General features: G+C 71.6%; 16 protein-coding genes. 6 read left to right on the forward strand and 10 right to left on the reverse strand.

Translation table 11 applies throughout. The annotated features are described in order from the left end of the window. Nucleotides 1-6: 6 nt before the first annotated feature. The 3 genes from nuoL to nuoN are packed head-to-tail and all read left to right on the forward strand — an operon-like array spanning nucleotide 7 to nucleotide 5,200. Complete coding sequence (gene nuoL / locus AC2XR2_RS26360; RefSeq protein WP_491516476.1) at nucleotides 7-1,977, forward strand: NADH-quinone oxidoreductase subunit L; 1,971 nt, start codon at nucleotides 7-9, stop codon at nucleotides 1,975-1,977. Nucleotides 1,978-1,982: 5 nt separating this feature from the next. Next, nucleotides 1,983-3,554, forward strand: a complete 1,572-nt coding sequence (locus tag AC2XR2_RS26365) for an NADH-quinone oxidoreductase subunit M (RefSeq protein ID WP_330265086.1) — start codon at nucleotides 1,983-1,985, stop codon at nucleotides 3,552-3,554. After that, a complete protein-coding gene (gene nuoN, locus AC2XR2_RS26370; protein WP_449352421.1) occupies nucleotides 3,551-5,200 on the forward strand; it encodes an NADH-quinone oxidoreductase subunit NuoN in 1,650 nt (549 codons plus the stop codon). Before AC2XR2_RS26365 ends, nuoN begins: the two co-directional genes overlap by 4 nt. Nucleotides 5,201-5,264: 64 nt before the next feature. On the opposite strand, the gene AC2XR2_RS26375 is transcribed toward nuoN, so the two are convergent. Next, complete coding sequence (locus tag AC2XR2_RS26375; protein WP_381302121.1) at nucleotides 5,265-5,822, reverse strand: hypothetical protein; 558 nt, start codon at nucleotides 5,820-5,822, stop codon at nucleotides 5,265-5,267. A 257-nt stretch (nucleotides 5,823-6,079) separates the two neighbouring features. Between AC2XR2_RS26375 and recQ the strand changes: the two genes are divergently transcribed. Further along, entirely contained in the window at nucleotides 6,080-8,125 is a 2,046-nt protein-coding gene (gene recQ / locus AC2XR2_RS26380; RefSeq protein ID WP_491518503.1) for a DNA helicase RecQ, read from the forward strand. A 108-nt stretch (nucleotides 8,126-8,233) separates the two neighbouring features. On the opposite strand, the gene AC2XR2_RS26385 is transcribed toward recQ, so the two are convergent. From AC2XR2_RS26385 to fahA, 8 genes are all read right to left on the reverse strand, one after another. Further along, nucleotides 8,234-11,110, reverse strand: coding sequence for a fumarate reductase/succinate dehydrogenase flavoprotein subunit (locus AC2XR2_RS26385; protein ID WP_491516477.1), 2,877 nt, complete (start codon nucleotides 11,108-11,110; stop codon nucleotides 8,234-8,236). A gap of 12 nt (nucleotides 11,111-11,122) precedes the next feature. Beyond that, nucleotides 11,123-11,947, reverse strand: a complete 825-nt coding sequence (locus AC2XR2_RS26390) for an ABC transporter ATP-binding protein (RefSeq protein ID WP_449352413.1) — start codon at nucleotides 11,945-11,947, stop codon at nucleotides 11,123-11,125. Next, complete coding sequence (locus AC2XR2_RS26395) at nucleotides 11,931-12,929, reverse strand: ABC transporter permease (RefSeq protein WP_491518504.1); 999 nt, start codon at nucleotides 12,927-12,929, stop codon at nucleotides 11,931-11,933. Before AC2XR2_RS26395 ends, AC2XR2_RS26390 begins: the two co-directional genes overlap by 17 nt. 278 nt (nucleotides 12,930-13,207) lie before the next feature. Then, nucleotides 13,208-14,545 (reverse strand): ABC transporter substrate-binding protein, encoded by a 1,338-nt coding sequence (locus AC2XR2_RS26400; RefSeq protein ID WP_491516478.1) that lies wholly within the window; start codon nucleotides 14,543-14,545, stop codon nucleotides 13,208-13,210. Between the two features lie 14 nt (nucleotides 14,546-14,559). Next, nucleotides 14,560-14,787: a 4Fe-4S dicluster domain-containing protein gene (locus AC2XR2_RS26405; protein ID WP_123762442.1), complete on the reverse strand. Its 228-nt coding sequence runs from the start codon at nucleotides 14,785-14,787 to the stop codon at nucleotides 14,560-14,562. A gap of 31 nt (nucleotides 14,788-14,818) precedes the next feature. Next, the gene (locus AC2XR2_RS26410) at nucleotides 14,819-15,604 is read right to left on the reverse strand and encodes a GntR family transcriptional regulator (RefSeq protein WP_449352412.1); all 786 of its coding nucleotides are present in this window, start codon (nucleotides 15,602-15,604) and stop codon (nucleotides 14,819-14,821) included. Nucleotides 15,605-15,816: 212 nt separating this feature from the next. Continuing rightward, entirely contained in the window at nucleotides 15,817-16,758 is a 942-nt protein-coding gene (locus tag AC2XR2_RS26415; protein ID WP_491516479.1) for a M56 family metallopeptidase, read from the reverse strand. A gap of 176 nt (nucleotides 16,759-16,934) precedes the next feature. After that, nucleotides 16,935-18,152, reverse strand: a complete 1,218-nt coding sequence (fahA, locus tag AC2XR2_RS26420) for a fumarylacetoacetase (RefSeq protein WP_381302129.1) — start codon at nucleotides 18,150-18,152, stop codon at nucleotides 16,935-16,937. 267 nt (nucleotides 18,153-18,419) lie between these two features. On the opposite strand from fahA, the gene AC2XR2_RS26425 reads away from it, so the two are divergent. After that, nucleotides 18,420-19,658: a carboxylate--amine ligase gene (locus AC2XR2_RS26425; protein ID WP_491516480.1), complete on the forward strand. Its 1,239-nt coding sequence runs from the start codon at nucleotides 18,420-18,422 to the stop codon at nucleotides 19,656-19,658. A gap of 50 nt (nucleotides 19,659-19,708) precedes the next feature. Continuing rightward, the gene (locus AC2XR2_RS26430) at nucleotides 19,709-20,911 is read left to right on the forward strand and encodes an FAD-dependent oxidoreductase (RefSeq protein ID WP_381302131.1); all 1,203 of its coding nucleotides are present in this window, start codon (nucleotides 19,709-19,711) and stop codon (nucleotides 20,909-20,911) included. A gap of 2 nt (nucleotides 20,912-20,913) precedes the next feature. Here the strand turns inward: AC2XR2_RS26430 and AC2XR2_RS26435 are convergent, their stop codons facing one another. Beyond that, complete coding sequence (locus AC2XR2_RS26435) at nucleotides 20,914-21,318, reverse strand: hypothetical protein (protein WP_491516481.1); 405 nt, start codon at nucleotides 21,316-21,318, stop codon at nucleotides 20,914-20,916. Between the last annotated feature and the right edge of the window lie 63 nt (nucleotides 21,319-21,381).

The raw sequence follows: 21,381 nt of genomic DNA on the forward strand, positions 1-21,381 counted from the left end.
GACCGTATGAATGCTGAGAACCTGATCGCGCTGCTCATCGCGGCGCCCCTGCTCGGAGCGGCGGTCCTGCTGACCGGCGGCCGGCGGCTGGACGCCGTCGGCCACTGGATCGGCACCCTGCTCGCCGGCGCCTCCTTCGTCTTCGGCGCCATCCTCTTCGCCGACCTCCTCGGCAAGGACTCCGAACACCGCACGCTCACCCAGCACCTGTGGACCTGGATCCCGGTCGAGGGCTTCCAGGCGGACGTCGCCTTCCGCCTCGACCAGCTGTCCATGACGTTCGTGCTGCTGATCACCGGCGTCGGCTCGCTCATCCACCTGTACTCGATCGGGTACATGGAGCACGACGAGCGGCGCCGCCGCTTCTTCGGCTATCTGAACCTGTTCCTCGCGGCGATGCTCCTGCTCGTCCTCGCCGACAACTACCTGCTGCTGTACGTCGGCTGGGAGGGCGTCGGTCTCGCCTCCTACCTGCTGATCGGCTTCTGGCAGCACAAGCCCAGCGCGGCCACCGCGGCGAAGAAGGCCTTCCTGGTCAACCGCGTCGGCGACATGGGCCTGTCGATCGCGATCATGCTGATGTTCACGACGTTCGGCACCTTCGCCTTCGGCCCGGTCCTCGGCAGCCACGAGGAGCCCGGACTCGTCACCGGTGCCTCCGAGGCCACGCTCACCGGCATCGCCCTGATGCTGCTGCTCGCCGCCTGCGGCAAGTCCGCCCAGGTGCCGCTGCAGTCCTGGCTCGGGGACGCGATGGAGGGCCCGACCCCGGTCTCGGCCCTCATCCACGCCGCGACCATGGTGACCGCGGGCGTCTACCTGATCGTCCGCTCCGCCAACATCTTCAACCTCGCCCCGGACGCCCAGCTGGTCGTCACCATCGTCGGCGCGGTCACGCTCCTGTTCGGTGCGATCGTCGGTTGCGCGAAGGACGACATCAAGAAGGCCCTCGCCGGCTCGACGATGTCGCAGATCGGCTACATGGTCCTCGCCGCGGGCCTCGGCCCCATCGGCTACGTCTTCGCGATCATGCACCTGGTGACGCACGGCTTCTTCAAGGCCGGGCTCTTCCTCGGCGCCGGTTCGGTCATGCACGGCATGAACGACGAGGTCGACATGCGCAAGTACGGCGGCCTCCGCAAGTACATGCCGGTCACCTTCGTGACGTTCGGCCTCGGCTACCTCGCCATCATCGGCTTCCCGGGCCTGTCCGGCTTCTTCTCCAAGGACAAGATCATCGAGGCGGCGTTCGCCAAGGGCGGCACCGAGGGCTGGATCCTCGGCGCCTGTGCCCTGCTGGGCGCGGCCATCACCGCCTTCTACATGACGCGCGTGATGCTGATGACGTTCTTCGGGGAGGAGCGCTGGCGTCGGACCGAGACGCCGTCCCCGGCCGAGCCGAGTGTCGAGCCGGCCGCGGAGACCCACGGCGAGCACGCGGAGCCCCACCCGCACGAGTCGCCCAGGTCCATGACGATCCCCATGATCGTGCTGGCCTTCGGATCGGTCTTCGCGGGCGGCTTCTTCAGCATCGGCGACCGCTTCCTGCACTGGCTGGAGCCCGTCACCGGACACAGCCACGGAGACGCCCCGATCAGCGCGGCCACCGTCACGGCGGCCACGGTGACCGTGATGGTCATCGGCGTCGCGATCGCCTGGCTCCAGTACGGCAGGCGCCCGGTCCCGGTCGTCGCCCCGCGCGGATCGCTGCTCACCCGGGCTGCCCGGCGCGACCTGCTCCAGGACGACTTCAACCACGTGGTCCTGGTCCGCGGCGGGGAGCACCTGACGCGGTCCCTGGTCTACGTCGACCACACCCTGGTCGACGGAGTCGTCAACGGCACGGCGGCCTCGGTCGGCGGCCTCTCCGGGCGAATGCGCAAGCTCCAGAACGGCTTCGCGCGGTCGTACGCGGTCTCGATGTTCGGCGGCGCGGCGATCCTCGTCGCCGCGACCCTGCTGATGAGGGCGGTCTGATACCGATGTCGTTTCCCCTGCTGACAGCGACGGCGGTGCTCCCGGCGGTCGGGGCCATCGCCACGGCAGCCGTACCGGCCGCGCGGCGCACCGCCGCCAAGTGGCTGGCGCTGCTCGTCTCGCTCGCCACCCTCGCCCTCGCGATCACCGTCCTGGTCCGCTTCGACCCGGACGGCGCCCGCTACCAGCTCACCGAATCGCACGCCTGGATCGCGGACTTCGGGGTCCGCTACGAACTGGGCGTGGACGGCATCGCGGTGGCGCTGATCGCGCTGACCGCGCTGCTGATCCCGTTCATCGTCCTGGCGGGCTGGCACGACGCCGACCCGCTGGAGACCGGAAGCAGGCGGTGGCGGCCGACGCAGGGCTTCTTCGCCCTGATCCTGGCCGTCGAGGCGATGGTGATCATCTCCTTCGAGGCCACCGACGTCTTCCTCTTCTACATCTTCTTCGAAGCCATGCTGATCCCGATGTACTTCCTCATCGGCGGCTTCGGGGACCGGGCCCACGCCGGCTCGGACGAGAACGCGGCGGCCCAACGGTCGTACGCCGCCGTGAAGTTCCTGCTCTACAACCTGGTCGGCGGTCTGATCATGCTGGCCGCGGTGATCGGCCTCTACGTGGTCGCCGGGAACTTCAGCCTCCAGGAGATCGCCGAAGCGCGGGCCAACGGCTCGCTCGACATGGCGACCAACACCGAACGCTGGCTGTTCCTCGGGTTCTTCTTCGCCTTCGCGGTGAAGGCGCCCCTGTGGCCGCTGCACACCTGGCTGCCCAACGCGATGGGGGAGGCCACCGCCCCGGTCGCCGTCCTCATCACCGCGGTCGTCGACAAGGTGGGCACCTTCGCGATGCTCCGCTTCTGCCTCCAGCTCTTCCCGGAGGCGTCGAAGTGGGCCACGCCCGCGATCCTCGTCCTCGCGGTGATCAGCATCATCTACGGGGCGCTGCTCGCCGTAGGACAGCGGGACATCAAGCGCCTGGTGGCGTACGCGTCGATCTCGCACTTCGGCTTCATCATCATGGGCATCTTCGCGATGACCAGCCAGGGCCAGTCCGGCGCCACGCTCTACATGGTCAACCACGGGATCTCGACGGCCGCGCTGATGCTGGTGGCCGGCTTCCTGATCTCGCGGCGCGGCTCGCGGCTCATCGCCGACTACGGCGGTGTCCAGAAGGTCGCCCCGGTGCTCGCCGGCACCTTCCTGATCGGTGGCCTCGCGACCCTGTCACTGCCCGGGCTCGCGCCCTTCGTCAGTGAGTTCCTGGTCCTGGTCGGCACCTTCGCGCGCTACCCGGTGATCGGCATCATCGCCACCTTCGGCATCGTGCTCGCCGCGCTCTACACCCTCGTCCTCTACCAGCGGACGATGACGGGCCCGGTGAAGCCGGAGGTCTCCGCGATGCCCGACCTGCGGATGCGTGAGCTCGTGGTGGTCGCCCCGCTGGTCGTGCTGCTGATCTTCCTGGGCGTCTACCCGAAGCCCGTCACGGACATCGTGAACCCGGCGGTGAAGTCGACCATGTCCGACGTACACAAGAAGGACCCCAAGCCCGAGGTGGAGGCGGCCAAGTGAGCGCAGTAGCCGTCCACAGCCTGTGGACAACCGCGGCCGACCCGATCTCGAAGATCGACGCGCCGAAGATCGAATACGGGCAATTGTCGCCCACCCTGATCGTCGTGGGCGCGGCGATCATCGGGGTGCTGGTCGAGGCCTTCGTCCCGCGCAAGTCCCGTTACTACGCCCAGCTGTTCGTCTCCGTCGTAGCGCTGTGCGCCGCCTTCGCGGCGGTCGTCGCGCTCGCCGCCGACGGGTACGCCACCACCAAGGCGGGCATCGCGGCCATGGGCGCGATCGCCGTCGACGGACCGGCCCTGTTCCTCCAGGGCACGATCCTGCTCGCGGGCCTGGTCGGCCTGTTCACCTTCGCCGAGCGAAGGCTCGACCCCGAGACGCACGGCAACAGGGTCGACTCGTTCGCAGCCCAGGCCGCCTCGGTACCGGGCAGCGACAGCGAGAAGGCCGCCGTGAAGGCCGGGTTCACCACCACCGAGGTGTTCCCGCTGCTGCTCTTCGCCATCGCCGGCATGCTGATCTTCCCGGCCGCCAACGACCTGCTGACGCTGTTCGTGGCCCTGGAGGTCTTCTCGCTCCCGCTGTACCTGCTCTGCGCCCTGGCCCGCCGCAAGCGGCTCATGTCGCAGGAGGCCGCGGTCAAGTACTTCCTGCTCGGCGCGTTCGCCTCCGCGTTCACCCTGTTCGGCATCGCGCTGCTCTACGGCTACGCGGGCTCGGTGTCGTACGGCACCATCGCGCGGGTCGTCGACGGCACCATCAGCACCGTGGACCCGGCGCTCGCCGACACCATGGGCAACGACGCGCTGCTGCTGATCGGCGCCGCGATGATCGTCATGGGCCTGCTGTTCAAGGTCGGCGCGGTGCCGTTCCACATGTGGACCCCGGACGTCTACCAGGGCGCCCCCACCCCCGTCACCGGCTTCATGGCCGCGGCGACCAAGGTGGCCGCCTTCGGCGCGCTGCTCAGGATCCTGTACGTCGTCCTGCCGGGCCTGCGCTGGGACTGGCGGCCGGTCATGTGGGCCGTCGCGATCGTCACCATGCTCGGCGGTGCCATCGTCGCGATCACCCAGACCGACATCAAGCGGCTGCTGGCGTACTCGTCCATCGCGCACGCCGGGTTCATCCTCGCCGGTGTCATCGCGACCACCCCGGACGGGGTCTCGTCGGTCCTCTTCTACCTGGCCGCGTACTCGTTCGTGACGATCGGCGCGTTCGCCGTGGTCACGCTCGTCCGGGACGCGGGCGGAGAGGCCACGCACCTGTCCAAGTGGGCGGGCCTGGGACGCCGTTCACCGCTGGTGGCCGCCGTGTTCGCGGTGTTCCTGCTGGCCTTCGCCGGTATCCCGCTGACCTCCGGGTTCGCCGGGAAGTTCGCCGTGTTCAAGGCGGCGGCCGAGGGCGGGGCGGCACCGCTCGTCGTCGTCGGTGTGATCTCCTCGGCGATCGCCGCGTTCTTCTACATCCGCGTGATCGTGCTGATGTTCTTCAGCGAGCCGCGCCCGGAGGGACCGACGGTCGCCGTGCCGTCGCCGCTCACCATGACCGCGATCGCCGTCGGCGTGGCGGTCACGCTGGTGCTCGGTGTGGCCCCGCAGTACTTCCTCGACCTGGCCAACCAGGCGGGAGTGTTCGTGCGCTGACCGGCGGCGTCCCACACAAAGGGGCCCTGCTCCCACCAAGGGAGCAGGGCCCCTTTGTGCGCGCTCAGGTGACCAACTCGGTCCAGTCGATGTCGGCGAGCCAGCCGGGCTCGGGAGGCGTGCTCGGGGCCGACGCGGGAGCACACGTCACGTCGGGGTGCGTGGGGTTGAAGAGCCCGCTGGGGTTCGTCCGGTAGATCCAGGCGCGCAGGGTGTAGCTGGAGCCCACCCCGGGCACATCGGCCGGGCCCTGGAACTCCTGGCCGAACAGCGTCGGCCTGGTGACCCCGGACCCCGCCGGCACGATCCACTCCACACCCACGAGCCGGCGTCCGTTCGGGCCGTTGTCGTAGAGGAGCGCCGCGGGCTCCTCGGGTTCGGTCTCCCCGACGTTGTCCGTGTTGACATAGCGGTAGCCCACACCGGGCACGCAGGCCATGGGCGTGAAGCCGTCGGCGACGGCGAGCGGCGCGTAACCGTACTCACCGGTGGCCGTGTACGTGTCGGTCAGGTCCGCCCAGACCATCGGGTCCGGGTCGGCGGCCTGGGCGGGCACGGCGGACAGCGAGAAGGCCGCCGCCGCCACAAGGGTCAGGGCTGCCTTCAGGGGCCGAGGGGCCATGGGGTTCTCCTTGAGGCGCGTGAGAGTTCGGGACGGGGGACACGCACACGCGGGGCACGCCGTCGGTCGGGAGGCACGAGCCTCGCCGGCCCGCCCCAGCAGCATGTCCTCGCCTCGAACGAGTGCGCCATGTGACAGCGGCCGATCGAATGACCACGGGACGACACCGGGCGGACCTGTGGATAACTCCGGGGCTGTCGGTGCGGAGCCCTATCGTGGAGGCAGTGGTCGAAGGACGACGTACGGGGGACGGGACTATGGGCGCGATGGGCGGGATCAGCGAGATGCCAGGGATCACCGGGACACCGGCCGGCAGCGACAGCGAGGCACTGGCCACGCTCCACCGGGTCTTCGGATACGACGCCTTCCGCGGCGAACAGAAAGAGATCATCGAGCATGTGGTGGCCGGCGGGGACGCCGTCGTCCTCATGCCGACCGGCGGCGGCAAGTCGCTGTGCTACCAGATCCCGTCCCTGGTCCGGCCCGGCACGGGCATCGTCGTCTCCCCGCTCATCGCGCTGATGCAGGACCAGGTCGACGCGCTCAGGGCGCTCGGCGTGCGCGCCGGGTTCATGAACTCCACGCAGGACTTCGACGAGCGACGCGTAGTCGAGGCGGAGTTCCTCGCCGGAGAGCTCGACCTGCTGTACCTGGCACCGGAGCGGCTGCGCCTCGACGCCACGCAGGACCTCCTCTCCCGCGGCAAGATCGCCGTCTTCGCCATCGACGAGGCGCACTGCGTCTCCCAGTGGGGCCACGACTTCCGGCCCGACTACCTGACCCTGTCGGTGCTCGGCGAGCGCTGGCCCGACGTCCCGAGGATCGCCCTCACCGCGACCGCCACGCGTGCCACGCACGAGGAGATCACCCAGCGACTGCACATGCCGGCCGCCCGGCACTTCGTGGCCAGCTTCGACCGGCCCAACATCCAGTACCGGATCGTGCCGAAGGCCGACCCCAAGAAACAGCTGCTGGCCTTCCTGCGCGCGGAGCACGCGGGCGACGCCGGCATCGTGTACTGCCTCTCCCGCAAGTCGGTGGAGGCCACGGCCGAATTCCTCTCCCACAACGGCATCGAGGCCGTGCCGTACCACGCCGGCCTCGACGCGGGCACCCGCGCCGCCCACCAGTCCCGCTTCCTGCGCGAGGACGGCCTGGTGGTGGTCGCGACCATCGCCTTCGGCATGGGCATCGACAAGCCCGACGTCCGATTCGTGGCCCACCTCGACCTGCCCAAGTCGGTCGAGGGCTACTACCAGGAGACCGGCCGCGCAGGCCGCGACGGCCTCGCCTCCACGGCCTGGATGGCCTACGGCCTCAACGACGTCATACAGCAGCGCAAGCTCATCCAGTCCGGCGAGGGCGACGAGGCGTTCCGGCGCCGCGCCGCCGCCCACCTCGACTCCATGCTGGCGCTGTGCGAGACCTCCCAGTGCCGGCGCGGACAGCTCCTCAACTACTTCGGCCAGGAACCCGACCCGACGGGCTGCGGCAACTGCGACACCTGCCTGACCCCGCCCGAGACCTGGGACGGCACGGTCGCCGCCCAAAAGGTGCTCTCCACCGTGGTACGGCTCCAGCGGGAGCGGGGACAGAAGTTCGGCGCGGTCCAGATCATCGACATCCTGCTCGGCAAGCGCACCGCCAAGGTCATCCAGTTCGACCACGACCAGCTGTCCGTGTTCGGCATCGGCGAGGAACTCACCGAGGGCGAATGGCGGGGCGTCGTCCGGCAGTTGCTGGCCCAGGGACTGCTCGCGGTCGAGGGGGACTACGGCACGCTGGTGCTGACCGAGGCCAGCGGCACCGTGCTGCGGCGCGAGCGGGAGGTGCCGCTGCGCAAGGAGCCCAAGAAGCCGGCGACGGCCAAGTCGAGCTCCTCGTCCGGACGGGGCAGGGCCAAGGCCGCGGTGGCCGAGCTGCCCGAGGCGCTGGTGCCGGCCTTCGAGGCGCTGCGGGCCTGGCGGGCCGAACAGGCACGGGAGCAGGGCGTCCCGGCGTACGTCATCTTCCACGACGCCACGCTCAGAGAGATCGTGACGGTGTGGCCCACCTCGGTGCAGCAGCTCGGCGGGATCGGCGGGGTCGGCGAGAAGAAGCTCGCGACCTACGGGGAGGGCGTGATCGGGGTGCTCGCGGGGCTGGCCGACGGCGGGGCGGCGGCCGCTGGGGCGGCAGGCGGTGGGGCGGCCGACGCCGGGCTCGCTTCCCAGGCACCGGGCCGGGTCGGCGACCCGGATCCCGGCGCGGATCACTGGCCCGAGATGGACGCGGATCCGGAACCCGAGGACGACTGGATATAGCCGCCGCCGGGCTCCGGCGCGGGGTGAGGCGTGCGGGGGTGAGGACTGCGGGGCGAGGAGTGAGGGGCGCGCGGGGCGCAGCGGCTGTGCCGCACCCCGCACGTCACCTCACAGGGCTCGCGCCGCGTACGCCCTGACGTCCGCGTCCGAGTCCGTCGTGGCCGTGGCCAGGGCCGCGCGGGCGTCCTCGGTCGCCGTGTGCCGGGTCAGGGCGAGGACGGCTGCCTTGCGGACGTCGGCGTTCGGGTCGGCGAGGGCCTTGGCGAGCGCGGGGACGGCCACCTCCGGGTCGGCGGCGGACAGTGCCGTCGCGGCACCCGACCGGACCTGCCACGCGGAGGCCGACAGGGCGGTGACGGCCCGGGCGGCGAGGGGCGCGGGGCAGCCGGTGGTGGCCAGCGCACCGTAGGCGGCGCCCCGGACCAGGGCGTCGGGGTCCTCGGTGAGGTCGGCCAGCGCATCGCGGACCGCGTCCAGCGGGCGCTGCGCCCACACCGTGGCCAGCGCCTTGGCGATCGCCACACGGACCTCGCGGGACGGGTCGGCAGTGGCGGCGCGAGCCAGTTCGGTGGCGGCGTCCACCGAGACCAGGGCGCGGACGGCCTCGATGCGGACGGGGATGTCCGCGTCGGACAGCGAGCCGGTGAACAGCTCGGCGTCACCGAGGCGCAGGGCACGCAGGACGTCGAGGGAGGCCGCGCGGACCAGGGGGTCCGGTTCGGACAGGGCGGCGGCGAGGCCGTCGCGCAGGGCGGGCTCGGCCGGGAGCGTCTCGACGAGCTCGCGCAGTGAGGCGGCCGCGGCGGCGCGGACCTCGGGCGCGGGGTCGCGCAGTGCCCCGGCGAGGGCGGGGCCGGTGCCCGGCGGCAGGGTCTCGGTCAGCACGGCGACCGCCTCGCGCCGGACGGCGGGTGCCGGGTCGGTCAAGTAGGGCCGCAGTGCTTCGAGTTCGGGCTCCTCCTCGGCGAGGGCGACGAGTTCGAGGAGTCGGGCGGAGGAGTTCTCGGGGGTGGGGTGGGGAGGGGGAGGGGGGAGGGGCCCCCTCCCCGAACCCGAAGCCGGCGCCGAATCCGAACCCGGATCTGAGCCCGCGCCCAATCCCGATTCCGAACCCGACACCGACTCCGGTGCCCCGATCTCGCCAGCCGCCACCGCCACCGCTCCCGCCCCAGCCACCGCAACCGGCGCCCGATCCCGCGCCCCAGCCGTGGCCACCTCCTCCGCATGCACCTCGCCGATGTGTCGGGAGGGGCCGCCGACCGGGGTGAACTCGTCGATCGGGACCAGGTAGGGGGCCACGGGACGGGCCGTGAACTCCATCGCGCCGGAGGGGGATTTGTGCAGGTCGAGGTGGTGGAACCAGGAGGTGTCGTCGCGGTGGGGGTGGTCGAGACGGTCGTGGTAGAGGCCCCAGCGGGACTCCGTGCGGGCCAGGGAGGCGCGCGCGGCCATCTCCGCGCAGTCGCGGATGAAGGAGACCTCGGCGCAGCGCATCAGCTCGTGCGGGGTGCGGGCGCCCATCGCGGCGATGTCGTCCCGCATCCGCTCGAAGGACTCCAAGGCCAGGGACAGTCGTGCGCCGGACTTCGGCGGGGCCACGTAGTCGTTCACGAAGCGGCGCAGCTTGTACTCGACCTGGGGCTGCGGCGGGCCGTCCGGGTTGCGCAGCGGGCGGTAGATCAGTTCGTGGGCGTCGCGGAGTTGGTCGGACGGCAACTCCCCCTCGTACGGGGTGTACTGGGAGGCGTCGGCGCCCGCGAGGTCGCCGAAGACGAACGCGCCGATCATGTAGTTGTGCGGGACGCAGGCCAGGTCGCCGGCGGCGTACAGGCGGGGGACGGTCGTGCGGGCGTGGTCGTCCACCCGGACGCCCGAGGCCGAGTGGCCGCCGCACAGGCCGATCTCGGAGATGTGCATCTCGATGTCATGGGTGCGGTAGTCGTGACCCCGGCCGGAGTGGAAGGTGCCGCGCGTGGGCCGCTCCGTCGAGTGCAGGATCGACTCCAGGGAGGAGATCGACTCCTCGGGGAGGTGGCTCAGCTTCAGGTACACCGGGCCGCGGTCGGAGGCGACCTCCGCGGCGAACTCGGCCATCATCTGGCCGGACCAGTAGTCGGAGTCGACGAAGCGTTCGCCGTGCCGGTTGACCTGGTAGCCGCCGAAGGGGTTGGCGACGTAGGCGCAGGCGGGGCCGTTGTAGTCCTTGATCAGCGGGTTGATCTGGAAGCACTCGATGCCGGTGAGTTCGGCGCCCGCGTGGTAGGCCATGGCGTAGCCGTCGCCGGCGTTGGTCGGGTTCTCGTAGGTGCCGTAGAGGTAGCCGGAGGCGGGCAGGCCCAGGCGGCCGCAGGCGCCGGTCGCGAGGATGACCGCGCCCGCGCGGACCGTCACGAAGGCACCCGTCCGGGTGTTGAAGCCGACCGCGCCCACGGCCCGCCCTTCGGCGGTGAGGACCCGTACCGGCATCACCCGGTTCTCGATGCGGATCTTCTCGCGCATCTCGCGCCGCCGCAGCTGCCGGTAGAGGACCTTCTTGACGTCCTTGCCCTCCGGCATCGGCAGCACGTAGGAGCCGGAGCGGTGGACCTGGCGGACGGCGTAGTCGCCGTGTTCGTCCTTCTCGAACTTCACGCCGTACGACTCGAGGCGCTGCACCATGCCGAAGCCGCGGGTGGCGGTCTGGCGGACGGTGGACTGGTCGACGATGCCGTCGTTGGCGCGGGTGATCTCGGCGACGTAGTCGTCGGGTTCGGCGCGGCCGGGGATGACCGCGTTGTTGACGCCGTCCATGCCCATGGCGAGGGCGCCGGAGTGCCGGACGTGGGCCTTCTCCAGGAGCAGGACGTTGGCGCCGTGTTCGGCGGCGGTCAGGGCGGCCATGGTGCCGGCGGTGCCGCCGCCGATGACGAGGACGTCGCAGCGGATCTCCTCGGCGTCGGTCAGGGCGGGGATCTCGAGCGGCGGGTTCAAGGAGGGCGTGGTCACCGGGGGGGCCTTTCAGGTACCGAGCGAGGTTCCGAGCGAGGAGAGGACGTCGCGCCGCAGCGCCAGGCGCGCGGGATCGTCGTGCGCCGACCGGTCGCGGGGGCGCGGGACATCGCGTACGGCGATCAGCCGGCCGCCGCCGAGGAGGGCCACGCGGTCCCCGAGGAACAGGGCCTCGTCCACGTCGTGGGTGACGAAGACGACCGTGGCGCCGGTGCCCTGGAGCACCTCGACCAGCAGGTCCTGCATGCCGGCGCGGGTCTGGGCGTCGAGGGCGCCGAAGGGCTCGTCCATGAGGACGGCGCGGGGCGCTCCGGCGAGGGCCCTGGCCAGCTGGGCGCGTTGGCGTTGCCCGCCGGAGACGCGGTGCGGGAGGTGCCCGGAGTGTGCGGCGAGGCCGACGCGCTCCAGCCAGTCCTCCGCCTGGGCCCGGCGTGCCGCGCGCGGCAGTCTCTTGATGGCCAGGGGCAGTTCGATGTTGGCGCGCAGGGTGCGCCAGGGCAGGAGGGCGTCCTCCTGGAAGATCAGGGCGCGGTCGGCGGCGGGGCCGGTCAGTGGCCGCCCGTCCTGGCCGGCCTGGCCGGCGAGCGGCGGCAGCAGGCCGGCCAGCGTGCGCAGCAGGGTCGACTTGCCGCACCCGGAGGGTCCGACGAGGGTGAGGATCTCGCCGGGGGCCACGTCGAGGTCCACCCCGTCGAGCACGGGCGCGCCGGGGCGGCCGAGCCCGGCGCCGGTGAGGGTGAGGCGGGTGCCGCGGGTGGGTGCGGGGGCCGGAGCGGCTTCGGTGGCCCGGGGCTCCGTGACGGCCGGCGCGGTGGTGTCAGACGAGGTGCCCATCACGTGCCTCCTCGCTATTCTCGGCGTTCTCGCTTTTCGCGGACTTCGCGGACTTCGCGGACTTCGCGGACTTCGCGGACTTCGCGGTGTTCTCGCTCTTCGACGCGGGCGCGGGCGACTCCGGGGCTCCTGCGGTGACCTCGGTGACCTCGGTGACCGCGGTGACCGCGGTGACCGCGGTGCGGACGTTCCTCGGCCGGCCTCCGGCGTCGTACGACGTCCTCGGCAGCCAGCGCGTCAGGCGGCGGCCGAGGAGTTCCACGGCGGTGGAGGTGAGCCAGCCGAGGACGCCGATGGTGACCATGCCGACGAAGACGCCCGCGTAGTTGACGACGGTGTAGTCCTGCCAGGTGCGGTAGCCGACGCCGTACTGGCCGGAGATCATCTCCGCGCTGATCACACAGATCCACGAGACGCCGATGCCGACGGACAGGCCGCCGAAGATGCCGGGCAGGGCGCCGGGCAGGACGACCGAGGCGAGGATCCGCCACCGGCCGCCGCCCATCGTCAGCACGGCCTCCTCCCACACGGGGGTGAGCGCGCGGACCGCGTGCCGGGTGGAGACCAGGACCGGGAAGAAGGCGGCGGTGCAGGTGATGAAGACGATGCCCTGCTCGTTGGAGGGGAAGAGGAGGATCGCGACCGGGACGAGGGCGATCGCGGGGATCGGCCGGATCACCTCCAGGACCGGTCCGAGCAGGTCCTCGGCGAGGCGGGAGCGGGCCACGAGCACGCCTGTGGCCACGCCGAGCACCGCGGCGAGCAGGAAGCCGGTGAGGATGCGGGTGAGGCTGTCGGTGAGGTCCGTCCAGTAGTCAGGGCCGGACACCCGGTCGGCGAAGGCGCGGGCCACGTCGGTGACCGTGGGGAACTGCGAGAAGCGCAGCCACAGGTCGATGTCGAGGCTGGTCAGCAGCTGCCACACCCCGAGGGCGGCGGCGAGCGAGACCGCCCTCAGCGCGTACCGGCCGGCTCTCGGCAGCGACCGGCGGGCGACCGGACGCCCGCCCCCGGACCGTCGCCCGCCCAGCGAGGGACGACCGTCCAGTGACCGTCGACTGCCCAGCGAGGGATCCCTGCCCTCGGACCGTCGCGCGCCCAGCGAGGGATCCCTGCCCTCGGACCGTCGCGCGCCCAGCGAGGGATCCCCGCCCTCGGACCCTCGCCCGCCCAGCGAGGGACCCCCGCCCTCGGACCCTCGCCCGCCCAGCGAGGGACCCCCGCCCGCGGACCCTCGCCCACCCAGCCACCCACGCCCGCTCACGACGCCTGCTCCAGTGCCTCGGCGTACGTGACGATCCGGGCGCCGCCGTGCGCGGAGACGTAGGCCCGCGCGGTCTCCGGGGCGACGAAGGGCAGCACCTGGTCGCCGTCGGCGACCCAGACCGCCTTGTCGGCGAACCAGAGGGTGCCGGTGGTGGCGTCGGGTACATAGGCGGCGCGGATGCCGTCCTTGTGTGCCGACACGTACGTCAGCAGTTCCGCCGGCGTCGTGAAGCTCCGGGTCTCGGAGGCGCCCTTGGGCCAGACCTCGCTCGCGGAGGCGGCGGGCGCGGCGGCGAGGCGCTTGGTGTAGTCGGCGCCGAGGGCCTTCTTGACGTGCTGGTCGTCGACGAAGGAGTCCACGTCGATGTCGCCGGTGAGCTTGGCGGCCTTCAGGACCGAGACGTCCTGCTTCAGCGCGGAGATGAGCTGGGGCTTGACGGCCGGGTCGAAGGTGGAGATGCCGTGGGCGCCGTTGTAGAGGTAGACGACCTCGGCGGGCAGGCCGGTGGCCTTGGCGACCGACTCGGCGGCGGCGACCGGGTGGTCGTTGAGGTAGTCCGTGGCCTCGGCCTGGGCCTTCAGGAACGCCTCCAGGACCGCCGGGCGCTGCTTGGCGAAGTCCTCGCGGGCGGTGACGCCGTGGAAGGTGGGGAGGTTCAACTCGGCACCGTCGTACAGCGCCTTGGCCTTGTCCTGGTAGGCGAGCAGGCCGGGCCAGGCGACGAACTGCGACAGCGCGTCCGTGCTGCCCGCCGACAGGGCCGAAGCACCGACCGCGGGCTGCTGGTTGAGCTTCTCGATGCCCTTGTCGGGGTCGATGCCGGCCCGCTGGAGGGCGCGTACGAGGGTGCCGTCGGCGGCGGAGCCGACGCTGGTGGAGACCTTCTTGCCCTTCAGGTCGCCGAGGGAGGCCAGCTTCGAGTCCGGGGCGGTGACGATCGTGTTGAGGCCGCCGCGGAGGTTGTAGCCGGTGACCGAGACGAGGTGGGTCGGCTTGCCGAGCTGCTTGCCGCGGGCCGCGTTGATGAGGAGCGGGAAGTCGCCCATCGAACCGATGTCGATCTTCCCGGCGGTCATCTGGGCGGTGATCGGGGCGCCGGTGGCGTAGTCCTGCCAGTCGACCTTGTAGGTCTTGCCGTCGTGCAGCGCGTTGAGCTCCTTCTCGAAGTAGCCGAGGGAGCGCAGCAGGGTGCCGGCGGTGACGGTGTTGATGGTCTTCGACTGGTAGCCGACGGTGACGGTCACGGTGGAGCTGTCACCGGCCTGGGCGCTGCCGCAGGCCGTCAGCGGCGCCAGCAGCAGGAAGGTGGCGACGGCTGGTTTGATCTTCATGGGAGTGGGACCTCTCACCGGAGCAGATAGGGCATGTTGACCGTGACGGCTCCGGTGGGACAGCGGGCCGCGCACGGGCCGCAGTACCAGCACTCGTCGACGTGCATGTAGGCCTTGCCGCTGCTGGTGTCGATGGCGAGGGAGTCCAGCGGGCACATGTCCACGCAGAGCGTGCAGCCGTCGATGCACTTCGACTCGTCGATGGTCACGGGCACGTCGGCCCGCTGGGGCGCCAAAGCCATGGCTGTCTCCAGGAAACGGCTCGGAAAGAGGTCAGAGGGAGCGGTGCAGCAGCCCGCTCATGGTGATGCGGTCGCCGCGGAAGCGGATGAACTCCAGGTCGACGGGGCGGCCGTCGGCGAGGTGTGTGAGGCGTTCCAGCATCAGGACGGCCGCGCCGCGCGGGGCTTCCAGTACGGCGGCGGAGTGGGCGTCCGCGTTGACCGCCTCCAGGGTGATCTCGGCGTGGCCGAGGCCCTGGCCGGTGATCGTCTCCAGGAGGCGGAAGACGTCGGTGTTCTCCAGATCGGCGCCGAGCAGGGCGGTGCCGATGTCGAGGGGGATGTAGGTGAGGTCCAGGGAGAGGGGCAGGCCGTTGAGCCGGCGCAGGCGCTCGATGTAGAGGACGTCGGTGCCGGGGTCGACCTTCAGGCGCTGGGCCACCGGGTGCGGGGCGGGGGCGGGGCCCATGGTGCGGACCTCGTTGGTGACCGTGCCGTGTTCGCGGAGGGTTTCCGCGAGGCCCATCAGACGGTCCAGGCCGTGGGGGTACTTCTGGCCGACGACGACGGTGCCGACGCCGGGGTGGCGTGCGACCAGGCCTTCCGCGCGGAGCAGGTCCAGGGCTTGGCGGACCGTGTTGCGGGAGGCGCCGTAGTCGGTGGCGAGGACGGTCTCGTGGGGGAGGGTGCCGCTCTCGAATCCACCGGTGAGGATCTGGTGGCGCAGCAGATCGGCGAGCTGCCGCGCCTGGTCCGCACGCAGCCGGCGCCGGGCCCGGGCGGCGACGGTGGTCGCACCCTGCCCTGCGTGGTCCCGGACACGGTCGGTGGATGGCATGGCTGGAACCATACCGAGGAGGTAGGAAAACCTGTGTTGCCGATTTGTTGCGCCACCTGACGGGGCGACGGGTACCCGCCTGACCTGCGGTGACGACCGCTGTGGGGCGAGAAGTGCCACCTGCACAGGGAATCAGGCGTGCGGGGGACTTACTCAGGGGCGCGGGGAACTGCGCGACCAGCCCCCACCGGCCCGCAGTCGACGAACAACCCTTACGCCAGCGCAGACAACCCAGGCCCAAACACAATCAGCAACGGCAACAACGGCACCAGCGCAGCCGTCGCAGACGTCAGCGCCCGCTGCCGCCGCAGCAACCGCGGCGGCGGCTCCAGCAACCGGTCCACCCGCTCACCCAGCAACCGCCGACTCGACGCACACGACAGCACCCCCCGATGCTGGTTCAAGGAAATCAGCGCGAGCGCCGTCGTCTGATGCCCGCACCGCCGCGACGCCGTGTCGTCCGCCGCCAGCTCCACCAACCGGTGCGTCTGGTCGCAGAAGTGGGCGAACAGCGGCACCCGGGGAAACCCCGTGGCCAGCGCCGTCGACAGATGCAGCAGCCAGTCGTGGCGGGCCCGCGCGTGCCCCCGCTCATGCGTGAGCACGGCGTCCAGCTGATGGTCGGTGAGCCGGTGCAGCGCCCCCGTCGTGACGATCAGCTGCGGCGGACTCCCCGGCATCCACCACGCGTCCGGGTACTCGTCCTCCAGGACCAGCAGCGGCCCGCGCTCCAGCGTCCCGAGCCCCGGCGGCAGATCCGGTGCCCGCTCCCGCAGCTGCGCCCGCGCGGCGCCCCGGCGGCGCCGGGTCTCGACCAGCTCGCGGGCCAGCATGGCCGTCGTCCAGGCCGCCCCGGCCGCCAGCAGCAGGGTCGAGGCGACCGCCCAGACCGGCGCCGCCGACAGGTCGTACGCGGCGGTCACGGCGGGCGGTGCGGGGGCGAACACATGGTCGCGGACCGTGTGGAAGACCGCCGCCGCGCCGAGGACCAGCGCCGTGAGACAGCACAGCAGCACAGTCGCGACCAGGCACTGCCACACCCACAGGCCGACCACCGGTTCCCGTTCGGGCCACGCGGCCCGGGTGAGCGCGCGCGGCACCGGCACGGCGGCCGCCAGGGCGACGGTGCTCAACAGGAGCAGGCAGAGTGTCATGCCACGGGCTCCGGATCCTGATCGGAGACAGGGGAGGGTGGGGCGGGGTGACGAGGTGCTGCGGGGCGGCCGCTGCGCGTCCCACGCGGGCCCCCCGCCGCCAAGTATGCCGTGCGTGGGCCTCCTACGGCAGGACTCGAACAGTCCCGGCCGCCTCTTTCCGGCACGCCCTCACCTCACGCGCCCCCTGACACCACCCGCCCCACCACGTCCCCCAGCCCCACCCGGACCCCGCCCGGACCGGGCGCCCACGCCGACAGCGTCACCACGTCCCCGTCCTCCAGGAACGTCCGCTTGCCGTCCGGGAGTTCCAGGGCGTCCCGCCCGTTCCAGGTCAGCTCCAGCAGGGAGCCCCGCTGGTCCGGCGAGGGCCCGCTCACCGTGCCGGAGCCGTACAGGTCGCCGGTGCGCAGCGACGCCCCGTTCACCGTCATGTGCGCCAGCTGCTGGGCCGCCGTCCAGTACATGGTGGAGAACGGCGGCCGGGACACCTCGTGTCCGTTGATCGCGACGGACATCCGCAGGTCGTAACCGCCCGGCTCCACGTCCGGGGCCGTGTCGTCCAGGTACGGCAGGAGCGCGTGCGTGCGCTCCGGGGGTGTCACCCGTGCCTCCTCCAGCGCGTCCAGCGGGGTGATCCACGCGGACACCGAGGTGGCGAAGGACTTGCCGAGGAACGGTCCGAGGGGGACGTACTCCCAGGCCTGGACGTCCCGCGCCGACCAGTCGTTGAGCAGGCACAGTCCGAAGACGTGCTCGCGGAAGTCTCCGAGCCCGACCGGCCGGCCCAGCTCGGACGGCACGCCGACCACGAAGCCGACCTCCGCCTCGATGTCGAGCCGCACCGACGGTCCGAAGACGGGAGCCGCGTCGGCGGGAGCCTTCCGCTGACCCGACGGCCGTACGACATCCGTGCCCGACACCACCACCGTGCCCGAGCGGCCGTGGTAACCGATCGGCAGGTGCTTCCAGTTGGGGGTCAGTGCCTCGCCGTCCGGGCGGAAGATCTGCCCGACGTTGCGGGCGTGGTTCTCGGAGGCGTAGAAGTCGACGTAGTCCGCGACCTCGAAGGGCAGATGCAGCTCGACCGAGGGCAGCGGGTGGAGGAAGTCCGTGATCGCCTCCTGGTGCGCGGGCACCGTCACCCACGCCGTCAGCGCCCGGCGCACGTCCGACCAGGCGGTGCGGCCGGCCGCGAGCAGCGGGCCCAGGGTGGGCCGGGCCAGCAGGTCGGCGTACGGGGAGCCGAGCGCGCCTGCCGCCGCTCCCGCGTCCAGGACGTGGTCGCCGAGCCGTACGCCGACGGTCCGTGGGGAGGACGCGGTGGAGAAGACGCCGTAAGGGAGGTTGTGCGGGCCGAAGGGGTCGCCCTCGGGGACATCGAAGGGGGGCATGGGGTGCTGCCTCACTTTCGAGCATGTTGTGCGGTCTCGGGCATGCCGTGCGCTGCCGGTGGTCGCGCCACACGTTACGGCCGAGGCGCCCTCGGCGGGAGTGTCTAAAGGGTTAGCAATGTGACCAAAGAGTTGGCAATGTCCCGTTAAGGGATAGTCGGAGTGGACCATTCCGGCTTAGCGTCCTTTGCGAGACACGGACGGGATGGGTGGGGTCGCGTCCGTTGGGGGACGCGTGGGGGGACCGTGGCCAGGAGTGCGAGCAGTGTGCCGTTCGAGGCCGACCAAGACGTACCGGCCCTGATCGTCAAGTTCGGCGACTACCCGCTGCACCACGGCGGCGTGGGCGCGATCCGCAGCCTGGGCCGCCTCGGCGTGCCCATGTACGCCGTCACCGAGGACCGTTGGACCCCCGCGGCCGCCTCCCGGTACCTCACCCGCGCCTTCGTCTGGCCGACGACCGGCACCGAGGACCCGGGCCGCCTCATCGAGGGACTGATCCGGATCGGGCGCCGCATCGGCCGCCCCGCCGTCCTGATCCCGACCGACGAGGAGGCCGCGGTCCTGATCGCCGAGCACCGCCGGGACCTCTACGGCCGCTTCCTGTTCCCGAGCGTGGAGCCCGGCCTGCCCCGCCGGCTGGCCAGCAAACAGGGCCTGCACGAACTGTGCGTGGAGCACGGCATCGCGAGTCCCGAGGCCGCCTTCCCGCAGTCGTACGACGACGTCGTGGCCTTCGCCGAGAAGGCCCGCTTCCCGGTGGTGGCCAAGAACCGCGAGGCGTTCGTACGGCGCACCCGGCCCGCGGTGGGCGGCACCACCCGCATCGCCACCCGTGAAGGGCTGCTCGCCCTCGCCCGTGACTGGGGCGAGCGGCCCGGGGTGATCCTCCAGGAGTACCTGCCCCGGGAGGACGCCGAGGACTGGATCGTGCACGCCTACTTCGACGCCAACTCCACCCCGCTGGCCCTGTTCACCGGCGTCAAGGTGCGCTCCTGGCCGCCGCACGCGGGCATGACGGCCAACGCCTACGTCGTCGACAACCCGGAACTCGCGGACCTCGCCGCGCGTTTCGTCAAGCAGATCGGCTACAGCGGCATCATCGACCTCGACCTGCGCTTCGACCGGCGCGACGGCCAGTACAAACTGCTCGACTTCAACCCCCGCATGGGCGCCCAGTTCCGGCTCTTCGAGAGCGAGTCGGGGGTGGACGTCGTCCGCGCCATGCACCTGGACCTGACCGGGCGGGCCGTTCCGGAGGGGGAACAGCGGGCCGGCCACCGCTATGTCGTGGAGAACATCGACCTGCCCGCCCTGCTCGCCTACCGCCGCAGCGGCTATACGACCCCGCACGCGCCGAAGCGGCCCAGCGGGACCGAGCTGGCCTGGTTCGCGGGTGACGACCCGCTGCCGTTCCTCACCATGCTCGGGCGGTTCGTGCGGCCCGGGGCCAAGCACCTCTACCAGCTGTGGCGGACCAACCACCGCGGCGGCTCGACCAGTTGAACAGCGGCACCACCACGAAGTGACGACGTGACGTCCTGGGGAGGGACTTCGTGATCCATCCGGTAGCAGTCATCGGCGCCGGGCCGTTCGGCCTGTCCACCGCGGCCCATCTGCGGGCGCGCGGCATACCCGTGCGCGTCTTCGGCGACCCCATGGTCAGCTGGCGCGACCACATGCCCGCGGGCATGCTCCTCAAGTCCACCCCGGCCGCCTCCAACCTCGACGCGCCCCAGCCCGGACACACCCTCGTCGACTACTGCGACGCGGCGGGCATCCGGCGGCTGGTGACGGACGAGGACATCGTCCCGGTGGAGACCTTCATCGCCTACGGCCAGTGGTTCCAGCAGAAGCTGGTGCCCGAGCTGGAGCAGGTGCGGGTGGTGTCCGTGGACCGCAGCGAACAGGGCGGCTTCCAGCTCAAGCTCGACTCCGGCGAGTCCTTCACCGCGCGCGCTGTCGTCGTCGCCACCGGCCTGTCCGGGCTCTCCCACCTGCCCCCGGAACTGGCCGCCGCCGCGCCCGACGGCCCCGCCCCCACCGCCCCGGTCTCGCACAGCTCCCAGCACCACGACCTCACCCGCTACTCCGGCAAGGAGCTGATCGTCGTCGGGGCGGGTCAGTCCGCGCTGGAGACGGCCGCGCTCGCGGCGGAGGCCGGGGCGCAGGTCAGGGTGGTCGCCCGCGGACACGGCCGCGTGGCCTTCGGCGCACCTCCGTGGCAGCAGCCGAGGCTGCGCCCCGAGTCGCCCTTCGGCCGCGCCTGGTCGCTGTGGGCCCTGACCTACTACCCGCATCCCTACCGCCGGCTCCCGGCGAGCACCCGCCACTACCTGGTGCGCCGGGTCCTCGGCCCGCTCGGCGCGTGGTGGCTGCGGGACCGTTTCGAGGGCAAGGTGCAGGTCAGCGAGGTGGACCGGATCGTCACCGCGGAGGTGTCCGAGGGGCATCCGGTCCTGGAGGTGCTCGGCCACACCGGCCGCAGGGACCGGCTGTCGGCCGACCACGTCATCGCGGCCACCGGCTACCGCGTCGACATCGCCGCGATGGACTTCCTCGGCCACGAACTGCGCACCGCGCTGGCGGTCAGCCGCGGCACCCCGAGGCTCGGCGCGGGCTATGTCTCCTCCGTGCCCGGCCTCTACTTCACCGGCCTGCCCGCGGCGGCCTCCTACGGTCCGGTGATGCGTTTCGTGTGCGGCACGGAGTTCGCCTCACCGAGGCTGGCGCGGCACCTGGCGGCGGCCCACGGCTGACGTCAGGACGTGCAGAGGTCCTTCAGCCGGTCGGCGGCCGCGTCGATCTTTCCGGTGTCCGGGTTCGTGTCCCCGTCGAGGACGGACCTGTTGTAGTCCTCGACGGCCTGGTCGAGGTCCTTGACGGCCTTGTCGACCTCGCTGTCGTCCGAGTCGGCCCGGACCTTGTTGATCGCGTCGACGTTCCTGTCGATCGTGGCGATGGACTCCTCGGTCCTCGACGGGTCCTTCACCGCGTCCCAGCCGGCCTCGTGGATCGCCTTCATGCTGTCCGCGATCGTGTCGGCGTTGGACACGCAGTCCAGGGAGTTGTCCACGTCGTCGGGGTCGCAGCCGGTGACGAGGACGGCGGTGAGGGCGACGGCGGTCAGGGCGGTGACGACGGTGAGGCTGGGGCGACGGCGCATGGGCCGACCTTTCTCGGGGCGGGATTCGGTGCCCCCAACCATTCCGCCGCCCGGCCGCCGTCA

The organism is Streptomyces sp. LS-MS-L19 (assembly GCF_058382285.1).